Source organism: Stenotrophomonas pavanii, from assembly GCF_900101175.1.
GTDB lineage: Bacteria > Pseudomonadota > Gammaproteobacteria > Xanthomonadales > Xanthomonadaceae > Stenotrophomonas > Stenotrophomonas pavanii.
Map to the genome: position 1 here is coordinate 273,093 of NZ_FNFQ01000001.1, position 12,727 is coordinate 285,819.

Here is a 12,727-nt window from a genome sequence, read left to right on the forward strand (position 1 = left end):
CCGCGGTGACCTGGAGTGCCCGATGAATCCCTACGTCTATCTTGCCGCTGCCATCGTGCTGGAAGTGATGGCCACGTCGCTGCTGAAAGCCTCCGACGGCATGAGCCGGCTGTGGCCAACCGTCGGCGCGCTGGCCGGCTATGGGCTGTGCTTCTACCTGCTGTCGGTCACCATGAAGTCGGTGCCGACCGGCGTTGCCTACGCGATCTGGTCCGGCGTCGGCATCGTGCTGATCTCACTGATCGGACTGGTGGTGTTCAAGCAGCGCCTGGATGCACCGGCGCTGGCCGGCATCGCGCTGATCTGCGCCGGCGTGCTGGTGATCAACCTGTTCTCGCGCAGCAGCGCGCACTGAATGCACGCTGCCGCGCAACAGGCACTAGCTGACCTTCCTGGCCACGCTCATGCCGATCAGGAACAGCACCACGGCGATGATGATGCCGGCCCAGAACAGGAACTTGGCGATGCCGACAGCGGCACCGGCAATGCCGCCGAAGCCGAGCACGCCGGCGATGATGCCGATGACGGCGAAGATGATGGCCCACTTGATCATGTCAGTCCTTTCCCCACAGGGAATGCAAACGGTGTGATCAGGCTAGGCCGCAGCCGATGCGGCAGTCGTGAACAGGCCGCGTGCGCGGCGTGAATCAACGCGGGCGGAAACGCAGCAATGCCACCGCAAAAGCCAGGAACACACTCCCCACCAGCCGCTCGAACCAGCGCCGCGCCAACGGCGTTGCGAGCCAGCGACGCAGGCCGTGCCCGCCGGCCGCGTACATCACGTACCAGAACAGTTCGCAGGCCGCGAAGGTCGCCACCAGCACGCTGTACTGCACGGCCTGGCCACGTGACGGGTCGACGAACTGCGGCAGGAACGCCGCGGCAAACAACAGCAGCTTGGGGTTGCTCAGGCCAACCCACAGGCCGCCACGGAACACCGTCCCCGCGCCATGCACCGGCGCCAGCGTGACCTCTGCATCGTCGGCCCCTGCGGGCGCCGGCCGGCCGCTGTCACGCCACGCCTTGATGCCAAGCCAGGCCAGGTAGGCCACGCCGAGATAGCGCAGCACCTCGAACAGCCTCGGTGAGGAGTGCAGCACTGCGCTCAGGCCTGCAGCGGAGGCGGCCAGCACCAGCAGCATCGCCAGCAGGCAGCCGGCCATGGCCGGCACGCTGCCTCGGAAGCCCAGCCCGACGCTGCGTCCCAGGATGTGCAGCATGTTCGGCCCGGGCGTCCCGCACAGCACGAAGACCGTGACCAGGAACCACCACCAGGTATGCAGGGCCATGCCGGTTTCCACTTCAGAAGACGGCGCCAGCATACGGCGCTCGCCCGCGATGCGGCACATACAGCATTCGGCGGATGTGGCGGTTACAGATACCGGCGCCCCTGCACGGCAACGCCACCGCCATCTGTGCTGCAATGGCCCCTTCCGGCATGGAGCAGTGCATGAAGACCCTCGGCCTGATCGGCGGCATGAGCTGGGAAAGCTCGGCACAGTACTACCGGCTCATCAACGAGGCGGTGCGTCATCGCGTCGGTGGCGCGCATTCGGCGCAACTGCTGCTGTGGTCGGTGGATTTCGCCGGCATCAAGCAGCTGCAGCACGACGGCCGCTGGGACGTGCTGGGCGACCACATGCTGGACGCCGCACGGCGGCTGCAGGCCGGTGGCGCCGAGCTGCTGGTGATCTGCACCAACACCATGCACACACTGGCGGAGCGGATCGAAGCGCAGTGCCCGTTGCCACTGCTGCACATCGCCGACCCCACCGCCGCTGCGATCCGCCAGGCAGGCCTCCGCAGGGTAGGCCTGCTGGGTACCGCGTTCACCATGGAGCAGGCCTTCTACCGCGACCGCCTGCAGGACCGCTTCGGCCTGCAGGTGCTGGTTCCGGAAGCCGATGACCGCCGCATCGTGCACGACATCATCTACCAGGAACTGATCGCCGGGGTGGTCAGCGCACACTCGCGGCAGGTCTACGCAGGCGTGATCGCGCGCCTGGTCGCACGCGGTGCCGAAGCGATCATCCTCGGCTGTACCGAAATCATGTTGCTGGTCCGCGCCGAGGACAGCCCGGTGCCGCTGTTCGACACCACCACCCTGCACGCCCGGGCAGCGGTGGATGCGGCACTGGCCTGAGCCGCGCGCTCAGCCTTCGCCCTGCACTTCCAGCGCGGTGATGAGCCAGTCGACCACCGCCTGTGAATCACACAGGAAGAAAATGGCATCGCCCGACCGCGCTTCGGTCAGCAGCCGATAGACCGTGATCGCCACCGCCGACTGGTTGGCGATGAACACCTCCGGGCTGCGCGGCCCTTCGCTGTGCCCCGCGACGGCATGCAGTGCCTTGCGCGCAGCCACGGTTGCGGCCGGGTCTGCGCTGCGGGCCAGTTCCGGCCCGCGCAGGCCCCACGCAATGAACACGTGCTTGCCCTTGAACGTGGTGTCCAGGACACGCACCTGCCCGGCCTCTGCGCCAGCCGAGCGATGAATGACGGTACTGCTGATCAACGCAACCCCCTGTGGTCGTCGTGGTCCGCGCATCCTCCTCCACACGCCGGCCGCACGCCAGTGACGGCAGCCACAGGCTGTGCCGACACACGTGGGAAACATGTAAGAAGGTGTAAGCCGATGCGATCGGATGTGCAGCGATGATAAGGGATGTAAGGCCCTGAATGGGTTCGTGCGCACTACTAAATCCCTACTGAGCCGACGTCGGAACGATCCGTTCCGGAGGCCTCGGGCTGGTCCATCCTTGCGGCCCGTTCCCCCGCCGAGGTTCCCATGACCCATCGCCTGCTGCTCCCGATCACCACCGTCACGATGGCCCTGCTGCTGGCCGCCACCACAGTGGCCGCCCAGGATGACGACAGCGATCACATCCCGCCGCTGCGCTGCGAGTCGCAGTTCAACAAGACCGAACAGTGCCCGATCGAGGGCCGCATGCGCCTGGCCAGGCAGCTGTCGGTCACCCGCTGCGTGGAGGACCAGAACTGGGGACAGAGCCGTCGCATGCTCTGGGTCACCGCTGGCTGCCGTGCCGAGTTCGTCGCCGATGGGCAGGGACGCGGGCGCTGGCCGGAGCGCGGCCGGGGCCGTGACCGGGATGACGATGGCGAGCGCCTGGTCTGCGAGTCCTACGAGCAGAAGGACAGGGAATGCCGCATCCGTGTGCGCCGCGAGGTGCGCCTGGTCAAGCAGAAGTCGGTGACACCGTGCGTCGAGGATCGCAACTGGGGCTGGGACCGCCGCGGCGTGTGGGTCAGCGACGGCTGCCGTGCCGAGTTCCGTGTGTATTGACGGCCGACCACGCGCTGGCTGTGGCGGATACGCAGATACGGCCGAAGTGATCGATAGACTGGGCGCGCCCAGCCCAGGAGCCTTCGATGGCACCACCCGATCCTTCCTTGACGACGCTGCATATCCGCGAAGCAATGCCCGCCGACGTTCCCGCGTTGATCGCGCTCGACAGCGTTGCGGCCCACGATCGGCGGCGCGCACGGCAGATCAGCGACTGGCAGGCCAGCGGTGGCGTGCACGTGGCCGGACGGGCCGGCCAGCTGGCCGGTTACCTGGTCATCCACCATCACTTCTTCGGCGAAGCCTTCGTCGAGATGCTGATGGTGGCGCGCGAACAACGCAACCAGGGCGTCGGCGCCGCCCTGCTGCGCCATGCCATCGCGCTGCAGGGGCAAGGCAAGCTGTTTACTTCGACGAATGCTTCCAATACCGGCATGCAACGCCTGCTCGCCGCCTCGGGTTTCATCGACAGCGGCATCGTGCATGGATTGGACGAAGGCGATCCGGAGCTGGTCTATCGCTTCGCTGAGGACTGATCATCGGCATCGGCCGCACGCACAAAAAAGCCCACGCATCGCTGCGCGGGCTTCTTGACTCATCACAGTGGTCGGGACGGCCGGATTCGAACCGACGACCCTCTGCCCCCCAGGCAGATGCGCTACCAGGCTGCGCTACGCCCCGACTGATGCTGCGATGTGCCCGCCAGTGCGGCGGGCCGTGAAGTATAGCGGATTACGAGGGAAATGGGGTCAGCGGCGCAGCAACTGCAGCACTTCTTCCAGCTCCATGCGCACCTGCTTGATGATCTGGTTGCTCAGCGCCGATTCCTCGCGGGCATCGGGGCCGTCCAGGCGCAGGCGGGCACCACCGATGGTGTAGCCCTGTTCGTACAGCAGGCTGCGGATCTGCCGCACCATCAGCACGTCATGGCGCTGGTAGTAGCGGCGGTTGCCTCGGCGCTTGGCCGGCTCAAGGCTGGGAAACTCGGTCTCCCAGTAGCGCAGGACGTGCGGCTTGACGTCGCACAGCTCGCTGACCTCACCAATGGTGAAGTAGCGCTTGGCCGGGATCGGCGGTAGTTCGCGGTTACTGCCCGGATCCAGCATAAGCTTCCACCCTCTCCTTGAGCTTCTGGCCCGGACGGAAGGTGACCACCGTACGGGCGGAAATCGGAATTTCCTCGCCGGTCTTGGGGTTGCGACCCGGGCGCTGGTTCTTGCGCCGCAGATCGAAATTACCGAAGCCCGACAGCTTCACCTGACGTCCCTGTTCCAATGCTTCACGCAGCACATCGAAAAACGCGTCGACGAATTCCTTGGCTTCCCGCTTGTTCAGACCGACTTCGTCGAACAGCTTTTCCGCCATCTCCGCCTTGGTCAATGCCATTGCCTGCTACCCCCGAGTGCTGCCCGCTCAGCCGCGGATCCGGGCGTGGTGTTCACGCTCGATGGCAGTGACCGCCTCGGCCACCACCGCATCCACGTCGCGGTCCGTCAGAGTGCGCGACTTGTCCTGCAAAATCAAGCCCATAGCGAGACTCTTGAATCCCGGCTCGACGCCCTGGCCGACGTAACGGTCGAACAGGTTGAGGTCGCGCAGCAGCGGGCCGGCGGCCTGGCGGACGGTGGCCGCCAGGTCCGTCCACGCCACCTGTTCAGGCACCAGGAACGCCAGGTCGCGGCGCACCGCCGGGAAGCGCGACAGCTCGCCGGCACGCGGCAGGCGACGCGCAGCCAGCGGCTCCAGGTCGAGCTCGAAGGCATAGACATCGGCCTCGATGTCCATCGCCTTGGCCAGACGCGGGTGGATCTGGCCGATCCAGCCGATCGCCACGCCCTCGCGGAACACCTCGGCCGAACGCGCCGGATGGCCGTAGGCACGGTCCGACGGACGGAACTCCAGCTGCGCGCCACTGGCGGCCGCCAGCGATTCCAGGTCACCCTTCAGGTCATGGAAATCGACCTTGCGGGTCGGCAAGCCCCACTGCACCGCCTGCGCCTCGCCGCAGACCGCAGCGGCCACGCGCAGGGTTTCCAGCGGTGCCGGCCGGCTTTCGCCAGTCGACGCCCCGCCAGCCTGCTGGGCGAACACCCGGCCGATCTCGAACAGGCGCACGCGACCGAGCTGCCGCGCTGCATTGCGGCCCAGCGTGGCGACCAGGCCCGGCAGCAGCGACGGGCGCATCACCGCCAGTTCGGCCGACAGCGGGTTGGCCAACGGCACCAAGCCGTCGCGCAGCTGCCACTGGGCCAGCAAGGCGTCGTCGACGAAGGCGAAATTGACGGTTTCCTGCTGGTCACGGGCGATCAGCTGGCGACGCACGCTCAGCGCGTCCAGCTGGGTTTCACTGGGCATCGCCACGCGCGAGGCACCGCCCGGCAGCGTGGTCGGGATCTGCTCGTAACCGTGGATGCGGGCCAGTTCCTCGATCAGGTCCTCTTCGATGGCGATATCGAAGCGACGGCTCGGCGCGGTGACCTGCCAGCCGTCGGCGCTGGCGACCACGTCCATGCCCAGCGCGCGCAGGATGCGTTCGACTTCGGCATCCTCGATGGTGATGCCGAGCACGCGGGTGATCCGCGCGCGGCGCAGCAGGATCGTCGCCGGCTGCGGCAGATCGCCCTCGCGCACCGCCTCGGTGACCGGTGCCGGAATGCCCCCGGCCAGGTCCAGCACCAGGCGGGTGGCGTACTCGATCGCGGTGCGCGGCAGTGCCGGATCGACGCCACGCTCGAAACGGTGACCCGCGTCGGTGTGCAGGCCGAGCTTGCGTCCACGGCCCATGATCGCGGCCGGGGCGAAGTGCGCGGCTTCCAGGAACACGGCCGTGGTGGCGTCGGTGACGCGCGTGTCGAAGCCGCCCATCAGGCCGGCCAGGCCAACCGCACGATCGGCGTCGGTGACCACCAGGAAGCTGTCGTCCAGCGCGGCATCGCGGCCATCGAGCAGCTTCAGGCTCTCGCCCGCGCGCGAACGGCGCACGGCGATGCTGCCCTGCAGGGTGCCCAGGTCGTAGGCATGCATCGGCTGGCCGAGTTCGAGCATCACGTACTGGGTGATGTCGACCAGCAGCGAGACCGGGCGCACGCCGCTGCGGCGCAGGCGTTCGGCCATCCACAACGGGGTCCTGGCCGCGGCGTTGACGCCTTCGATGACGCGCCCCAGGTAACGCGGCGCCTCGGCGCCCGCGTCGAGCTGGATGCTCAGCTCGCGGCTGCCGACCGCCGGAATGGCATCGGCGGCGAAGTCCAGCACTTCACTGCGGGTAGCGGCGGCGACATCGTAGGCAATGCCGCGCAGGCTGAAGCAGTCGGCGCGGTTCGGGGTCAGCTTGATCTCGATGCTGGCGTCCGGCAGGCCGAGGTAGGCGACCAGGGCCTGGCCGACCGGGGCGTCATCGGGCAGCTCCAGCAGGCCGGAGGCATCGTTGTCCAGGCCCAGTTCCTTGGCCGAGCACAGCATGCCGTTGGACTCGACGCCGCGCAGCTTGGCCGGCTTGATCTTCAACTCGCCGATCTGCGCACCGACCATCGCCAGTGGCGCGACCAGGCCCGGGCGGGCGTTCGGCGCACCACAGACGATCTGCAGCAGCTCGCCCTGCCCGGCATCGACCCTGCACACCTGCAGGCGGTCGGCTTCCGGATGGCGCACGGCCTCGACGATGCGTGCCACGACCACGTGATCGAGGCCTTCGCCCAGCGCGGTCACGTCTTCCACTTCCAGGCCGATGGCGGTCAGCACCGCACTCAGCTCATCACGCGAAGCGCGGGTCGGGACGTGGCTGCGCAGCCAGTTTTCGGAGAATTTCATGGTGTCATCCTGGTGGGCCCGGCGCATGCGCCTGGGCCTGCGAATTTGGGAGCAGTCGTTTCAGGAGCAGCCGGGCATGGCCCGGCTCTACAGGGTTGCGGCTTACGCGAACTGTTTCAGGAACCGCACATCGTTCTCGAAGAACGCGCGCAGGTCGTTGACGCCGTAGCGCAGCATTGCAAAGCGCTCCACGCCCATGCCGAAGGCGAAGCCGGTATAGCGCTCCGGATCGATGCCAACGTTGCGCAGCACGTTCGGATGGACCATGCCGCAGCCCAGCACTTCCAGCCAGCGGGTGCTGCCATCGGGCTGCTGCCAGGCGATGTCCACTTCCGCGCCCGGTTCAACGAACGGGAAATAGCTGGGGCGGAAGCGCATCTCGAAATCGCGCTCGAAGAAGGCACGCACGAACTCGGCCAGCGTGCCCTTCAGGTCGGCGAAGGTCGAATGCTCGTCCACCAGCAGGCCTTCGACCTGGTGGAACATCGGCGAGTGGGTCTGGTCGCTGTCGCTGCGGTACACCTTGCCGGCGGCGATCATGCGCAGCGGCGGCGCGTGGTCACCCATGTAGCGCACCTGCACGCCGGAGGTATGCGTGCGCAGCAGGCGGCCATCGCCGAAGTAGAAAGTGTCGTGCATGGCGCGCGCCGGATGGTGCGGCGGGAAGTTCAGCGCCTCGAAGTTGTGCCAGTCGTCCTCGATCTCCGGCCCTTCCGACAGCTCGTAGCCCAGCCGGCCGAAGATGCCGGTGATGCGCTCCAGGGTGCGGGTGATCGGGTGCAGGCCGGCGCGCTCGCCGTTGCGGCCCGGCAGGGTGATGTCGATGGCTTCGGCCGCCAGGCGCGCATCCAGGGCCGCGTCTTCCAGCAGCGCCTTGCGCTCGCCCAGCGCGCGGGTCAGCGCGTCGCGGGCCTGGTTGATCGCTTCACCGGCGGCCTTGCGCTCGTCGGCCGGCAGGGCGCCGAGCTGCTTGAGCTGCGAGGTGATGCTGCCGCTCTTGCCAAGCAGGGCCACGCGCAGCTGTTCCAGCGCATCGGGGCTCTGTGCGGCGGCCACATCGGCCAGCGCCTGGGTGGTGAGGGATTGGATGTCGCTCATGGGGGGCCGGAACTCCAGTCGATCTGCCATCGCGATGCGCGAAGGGCCGACCCCTGTCGCCACCGCCGTCCCCGCGCTGCCGCTGTGGCCGCGCCGGGACCCAAAAAAGAATGGGGAAGGACTTGCGCCCTTCCCCATGCATTGCCTTGACCTGACACCGTTCCGAGTGAACGGTTACGGCATCGGGAAGGACTTATGCCGCCAGCGCGCCCTTGGCCTTTTCGGCCAGCGCGGCAAAACCGGCTGCGTCGTGCACGGCGATGTCAGCCAGGACCTTGCGATCCAGGGTGATGCCGGCCTTCAGCAGGCCGTTCATGAAGCGGCTGTAGCTCAGGCCGTTGATGCGGGCAGCCGCATTGATGCGGGTGATCCACAGCGAACGGAAGTTGCGCTTCTTCTGCTTACGGCCGATGTAGGCGTACTGCTGTGCCTTGATGACCGCCTGCTTGGCAACGCGGAAGACCTTGCGACGGGCGTTGTAATAGCCCTTGGCGAGATCCAGAATCTTCTTGTGGCGGCGACGCGCCTGTACGCCACGCTTAACTCGTGCCATTTTTCAGTTCCTCAGAGGTAAGGGAGCATGCGGTCCAGACGGCCTGCGTCTTCTGCACGGACATGGCCCGTCTGACGCAGATTACGCTTACGCTTGGTCGCTTTCTTCGTGAGGATGTGGCTACGGTTGGCGTGGCCGCACTTGTACTTGCCCGAGGCGGTCTTGCGGAAACGCTTGGCCGCTGCCCGGTTGGTCTTGATCTTGGGCATTGCAATGTCCTTGATGGGATTTGACCCTGGTTTCTGACTGATCTGGCGGCGGCCTGGGCCGCTCTTTCCGTCCTGCCATGATCGGCGTACGACCCGTCCTGGGTGGGTCGAGCCAGGCATGATACAGGCAAAACCGCCCTGCTGCCAGCCCCTGCCCCGCTTTCACCGGCAACCCGCGGCCTGCCGGAAAAGCAAAGGGACGCCAGCGGCGTCCCCTTACCCTGAACCATTCAGCCAGGCGCCCCGGAAGGCGGCCCGTCAGGCCTCAGGTCTTCTTCTTCGGCGCGATCATCATGACCATCTGACGCCCTTCCAGGCGCGGACGGGATTCAATGACGATGTCCTCGCCCAGATCGGTCTCGATCCGGTTGGCCATTTCACGACCCAGTTCCTGGTGGCTCATTTCGCGGCCACGGAAGCGGATGTTGACCTTGATCTTGTCACCATCCTCGAGGAACCCACGCATCTTGCGCAGCTTGATCTGGTAGTCGCCCTCGTCCGTGACCGGACGGAACTTCACTTCCTTGATCTCGACCTGCTTGGTCTTCTTCTTGGCCTCGCTGGCCTTCTTCTGCGCTTCGAACTTGAACTTGCCGAAGTCCATGATCTTGCAGACCGGCGGGTCGGCCTGCGGCTGGATCTCGACCAGGTCCAGGCCTTCATCTTCGGCCATGGACAGCGCTTCGTCGCGCGACAACACGCCGATCATTTCTCCGTCACTGCCGATCACGCGGACGCGCGGCACACGGATTTCCTGATTCTTGCGGTTCTGTTTGTTGTCAGGGGTGCTGATATTACGTTCTCCCAAGGGTATCGAACCGGCCCGGGTGCCTGTGCCCCCGGACCGGACCTTTGCTTACGCGCCCTCGGCGTGGAGCCGCTCGATGAAGGCCTGCAGGCTCATGCTGCCCAGGTCTTCGCCAGAACGCGTACGCACCGCCACAGCCCCATTCTCCTTCTCGCGGTCACCGATGACCAGCAGGTAGGGCACGCGCTGCAACGTATGCTCGCGGATTTTATAGCCGATCTTCTCGTTACGCAAATCCGAGCTGACGCGGAAGCCTTGCTCCGCAAGGGTTTTGGTCACGCCCGAGACGTAATCGGCCTGGGCGTCGGTGATGTTGGCCACCACCACCTGGGTCGGCGCCAGCCAGGTCGGGAACTGGCCGGCATGGTGCTCGATCAGGATGCCCAGGAAGCGCTCCATCGAGCCGACGATGGCGCGGTGCAGCATGACCGGGTGCTTCTTCTGGCTGTTCTCGTCCACGTACTCGGCGCCGAGGCGGCCCGGCATCATGAAGTCGACCTGCATGGTGCCCAGCTGCCAGGTGCGGCCGATGGCGTCCTTCAGGTGGTACTCGATCTTCGGGCCGTAGAAGGCGCCCTCGCCCGGCAGCTCCTGCCATTCCACGCCACAGCTGGACAGCGCCGAGCGCAGGGCGCCTTCGGCCTTGTCCCAGGTGGCGTCATCGCCAAGGCGCGATTCCGGGCGCAGCGCGATCTTGATCTGGATCTCGTCAAAGCCGAAGTGCTTGTAGACCGCCAGCGCCTGCTGGTGGAACGCGGTCACTTCCGACTCGATCTGGCTCTCGGTGCAGAACACATGGCCGTCGTCCTGGGTGAAGCCGCGCACGCGCAGGATGCCGTGCAGCGCGCCGGACGGCTCGTTGCGGTGGCAGGAACCGAACTCGCCGTAACGGATCGGCAGGTCGCGGTAGCTGTGCAGGCCCTGGTTGAACACCTGCACATGGCCAGGGCAGTTCATCGGCTTGACCGCGTAGGTGCGCTTCTCCGACTCGGTGAAGAACATGTTGTCCTGGTAGTTGTCCCAGTGGCCGGACTTCTTCCACAGGCTCACGTCCAGGATCTGCGGGCAACGCACTTCGCCGTAGCCGCTGCTGCGGTAGACCTTGCGCATGTACTGCTCGACCACCTGCCACAGTGCCCAGCCCTTCGGGTGCCAGAACACCAGGCCCGGCGCCTCTTCCTGCAGGTGGAACAGGTCCTGCTGCTTGCCGATGCGGCGGTGGTCGCGCATCTCGGCTTCCTCGATGCGCTTGATGTACGCCTCGAGCTGCTTCTTGTCGGCCCAGGCAGTGCCGTAGATGCGCTGCAGCTGTTCGTTCTGCGCATCGCCGCGCCAGTAGGCACCGGAAATGCGGGTCAGCTTGAAGGCCTTCAGGAAGCGGGTATTCGGCACGTGCGGGCCGCGGCACATGTCCACGTATTCCTGGTGGTAGTACATGCCCATCGCCTGGATGTCATCGGACATGTCCTCGATCAGGCGCAGCTTGTAGTCCTCGCCACGGGCCTTGAAGATCTCGATCACTTCGGCGCGCGGGGTCATCTTCTTGATGACGTCGTAGTCCTGGGCGATCAGTTCACCCATGCGCTTCTCGATCGCGGCCATGTCGTCCGGGGTGAACGGGCGCTCGGAGTAGATGTCGTAGTAGAAGCCTTCGGCGATTACCGGGCCGATGACCATCTTCACATCCGGGTACAGCTGCTTGACGGCATGGCCGACCAAGTGGGCGCAGGAGTGGCGGATGATCTCCACGCCCTCCTCGTCCTTGGCGGTGATGATGCGCAGGCTGGCATCGTGATCGATGACGTCGCTGGCATCGACCAGCACGCCATCGACCGAACCGGCGATGGTGGCCTTGGCCAGGCCGGCGCCGATCGACTGGGCGACGTCCATGACGCTGACGGGGTTTTCGAACTCGCGGCGGCTGCCGTCGGGAAGGGTAATGTTGATCATCGCAGTGGCTTCGTGCGGGGCCCGCGGGGCGGGCTGGAAAGCGTTCCCGGGCCGTTGCCCGGGCAATAAAAAAGCGCCGCGAGGGCGCCTGCAACACAGGGCCTTCGGGGGCAGGTCAACAGTGGGCGGGGGTAGTGCTCATGTCGCACGCTCGGCCGGCGCTGGGCGCGGGCCACCTTGTTCCGGTCAGGGTTCTGCGGTGATCTTAAACCAGCGCACGGGAAAGCCCAAGGGCTGCCGTACGGTCCGCTGAATGGCGAGTGCTGGCGGCGTGAAAACGCAATGATTACCATGTCCGCGCAGCCCGCCCCGTGCCAGCCTGCCCGCTTTCCCCAGGACCTCGTGATGCGCCACCCGCTCCGACCGGCCCCCGCCGGCCCCGCCCGTGCCCCGCGTTCGCCGGCCCGCTGCCACGGCGGCCGCCCGCGATGATCACCGTCGGCCTCTCCACGCTGGGCTTCTGCAGCCTGGGCATGCTGGCGGCGATGTTCTCGGCACTGGCCTTCTATGCCGCCTCGCCGCACTGCCGCTGGCCCCGCCTGCGCCGCGCCGGCCGGCTCGGCCGCCAGATCGGCGTGGTCGCCGCTGCGGCCGCATTGTGGTTGTGGATGGCCGAGCTCGGCGTGGCCGCGGGCCTGGTGGCGATGCTGTGCACCTGGATGCTGGCCGCGATGCTGCTGCCGGCGCTGGCCGCCTGGCATCGCCCGGGCACGGAGTCACCCTGATGTGGCCGCGCGCCTTTGCCGGCATCATCGCCGGCTTCCTGCTCGCAGCCGCCGTCACCGGCCTGCTGGCCTGGCTGCCACCGGGCCCGTGGCAGCGTGCGCTGGTGCCGACCCTGATTGCCTTCATCCCGCTGTGGATGCTGGCCGCCCTGTGGGCGTTCAGCTTCCGCAGCGCACTGCGCGCCTGGCTGGTGCTGGGCGGCAGCGCCGCCGTTGGCTTCGCCGTGCTCGCGCTGCTGCGCCTGACCGGCGCGGTGCAATGAGATCCCT

General features: G+C 66.7%; 17 protein-coding genes and 1 tRNA gene. 6 read left to right on the forward strand and 12 right to left on the reverse strand.

Translation table 11 applies throughout. The annotated features are described in order from the left end of the window. Positions 1 to 22: 22 nt before the first annotated feature. On the forward strand, positions 23 to 355 hold the full coding sequence (locus BLS66_RS01330; protein WP_057493607.1) for an SMR family transporter: 333 nt from the start codon (positions 23 to 25) through the stop codon (positions 353 to 355). Between the two features lie 24 nt (positions 356 to 379). Here the strand turns inward: BLS66_RS01330 and BLS66_RS01335 are convergent, their stop codons facing one another. Further along, a complete protein-coding gene (locus BLS66_RS01335; RefSeq protein ID WP_049466953.1) occupies positions 380 to 553 on the reverse strand; it encodes a DUF1328 domain-containing protein in 174 nt (57 codons plus the stop codon). Positions 554 to 647: 94 nt separating this feature from the next. After that, positions 648 to 1,289 carry a LysE family translocator gene (locus BLS66_RS01340; RefSeq protein WP_074725075.1) on the reverse strand — a complete coding sequence of 214 codons (642 nt, stop codon included), beginning with the start codon at positions 1,287 to 1,289 and terminating at the stop codon, positions 648 to 650. A 161-nt stretch (positions 1,290 to 1,450) separates the two neighbouring features. On the opposite strand from BLS66_RS01340, the gene BLS66_RS01345 reads away from it, so the two are divergent. After that, a complete protein-coding gene (locus BLS66_RS01345; protein WP_074724924.1) occupies positions 1,451 to 2,143 on the forward strand; it encodes an aspartate/glutamate racemase family protein in 693 nt (230 codons plus the stop codon). 9 nt (positions 2,144 to 2,152) lie between these two features. On the opposite strand, the gene BLS66_RS01350 is transcribed toward BLS66_RS01345, so the two are convergent. After that, positions 2,153 to 2,548 (reverse strand): hypothetical protein, encoded by a 396-nt coding sequence (locus tag BLS66_RS01350; RefSeq protein WP_053460937.1) that lies wholly within the window; start codon positions 2,546 to 2,548, stop codon positions 2,153 to 2,155. A 240-nt stretch (positions 2,549 to 2,788) separates the two neighbouring features. Between BLS66_RS01350 and BLS66_RS01355 the strand changes: the two genes are divergently transcribed. Together BLS66_RS01355 and BLS66_RS01360 are read left to right on the forward strand one after the other, a co-directional pair. After that, the gene (locus tag BLS66_RS01355; RefSeq protein ID WP_057493609.1) at positions 2,789 to 3,304 is read left to right on the forward strand and encodes a DUF3011 domain-containing protein; all 516 of its coding nucleotides are present in this window, start codon (positions 2,789 to 2,791) and stop codon (positions 3,302 to 3,304) included. Between the two features lie 86 nt (positions 3,305 to 3,390). Next, on the forward strand, positions 3,391 to 3,840 hold the full coding sequence (locus BLS66_RS01360) for a GNAT family N-acetyltransferase (protein WP_074724925.1): 450 nt from the start codon (positions 3,391 to 3,393) through the stop codon (positions 3,838 to 3,840). A 68-nt stretch (positions 3,841 to 3,908) separates the two neighbouring features. Here BLS66_RS01360 and BLS66_RS01365 read toward each other — a convergent pair. The 9 genes from BLS66_RS01365 to thrS all read right to left on the reverse strand — a co-directional run bounded on the left by BLS66_RS01365 (position 3,909) and on the right by thrS (position 11,732). Continuing rightward, a tRNA-Pro gene (locus tag BLS66_RS01365) sits at positions 3,909 to 3,985 on the reverse strand. A gap of 68 nt (positions 3,986 to 4,053) precedes the next feature. Continuing rightward, entirely contained in the window at positions 4,054 to 4,410 is a 357-nt protein-coding gene (locus tag BLS66_RS01370) for a MerR family transcriptional regulator (RefSeq protein ID WP_005410431.1), read from the reverse strand. Continuing rightward, the gene (locus tag BLS66_RS01375; RefSeq protein ID WP_005410432.1) at positions 4,391 to 4,690 is read right to left on the reverse strand and encodes an integration host factor subunit alpha; all 300 of its coding nucleotides are present in this window, start codon (positions 4,688 to 4,690) and stop codon (positions 4,391 to 4,393) included. The genes BLS66_RS01370 and BLS66_RS01375 overlap by 20 nt, the downstream gene beginning before the upstream one ends. Before the next feature lie 27 nt (positions 4,691 to 4,717). After that, positions 4,718 to 7,114 (reverse strand): phenylalanine--tRNA ligase subunit beta, encoded by a 2,397-nt coding sequence (gene pheT / locus BLS66_RS01380; protein WP_064239672.1) that lies wholly within the window; start codon positions 7,112 to 7,114, stop codon positions 4,718 to 4,720. Between the two features lie 102 nt (positions 7,115 to 7,216). Continuing rightward, on the reverse strand, positions 7,217 to 8,212 hold the full coding sequence (locus BLS66_RS01385; RefSeq protein ID WP_049466965.1) for a phenylalanine--tRNA ligase subunit alpha: 996 nt from the start codon (positions 8,210 to 8,212) through the stop codon (positions 7,217 to 7,219). Between the two features lie 193 nt (positions 8,213 to 8,405). Then, on the reverse strand, positions 8,406 to 8,765 hold the full coding sequence (rplT, locus tag BLS66_RS01390) for a 50S ribosomal protein L20 (RefSeq protein ID WP_005410435.1): 360 nt from the start codon (positions 8,763 to 8,765) through the stop codon (positions 8,406 to 8,408). Positions 8,766 to 8,776: 11 nt separating this feature from the next. Next, positions 8,777 to 8,974, reverse strand: coding sequence for a 50S ribosomal protein L35 (gene rpmI / locus BLS66_RS01395; protein WP_005410436.1), 198 nt, complete (start codon positions 8,972 to 8,974; stop codon positions 8,777 to 8,779). A 265-nt stretch (positions 8,975 to 9,239) separates the two neighbouring features. Further along, the gene (gene infC, locus BLS66_RS01400) at positions 9,240 to 9,782 is read right to left on the reverse strand and encodes a translation initiation factor IF-3 (protein WP_005410437.1); all 543 of its coding nucleotides are present in this window, start codon (positions 9,780 to 9,782) and stop codon (positions 9,240 to 9,242) included. A gap of 48 nt (positions 9,783 to 9,830) precedes the next feature. Next, positions 9,831 to 11,732 (reverse strand): threonine--tRNA ligase, encoded by a 1,902-nt coding sequence (gene thrS / locus BLS66_RS01405; RefSeq protein WP_049466967.1) that lies wholly within the window; start codon positions 11,730 to 11,732, stop codon positions 9,831 to 9,833. Between the two features lie 428 nt (positions 11,733 to 12,160). Between thrS and BLS66_RS01410 the strand changes: the two genes are divergently transcribed. Both BLS66_RS01410 and BLS66_RS01415 read left to right on the forward strand, forming a co-directional pair. After that, positions 12,161 to 12,457 (forward strand): hypothetical protein, encoded by a 297-nt coding sequence (locus BLS66_RS01410; RefSeq protein ID WP_064238922.1) that lies wholly within the window; start codon positions 12,161 to 12,163, stop codon positions 12,455 to 12,457. After that, positions 12,457 to 12,720 (forward strand): hypothetical protein, encoded by a 264-nt coding sequence (locus tag BLS66_RS01415; protein ID WP_049469462.1) that lies wholly within the window; start codon positions 12,457 to 12,459, stop codon positions 12,718 to 12,720. The genes BLS66_RS01410 and BLS66_RS01415 overlap by 1 nt, the downstream gene beginning before the upstream one ends. Positions 12,721 to 12,727 lie beyond the last annotated feature (7 nt).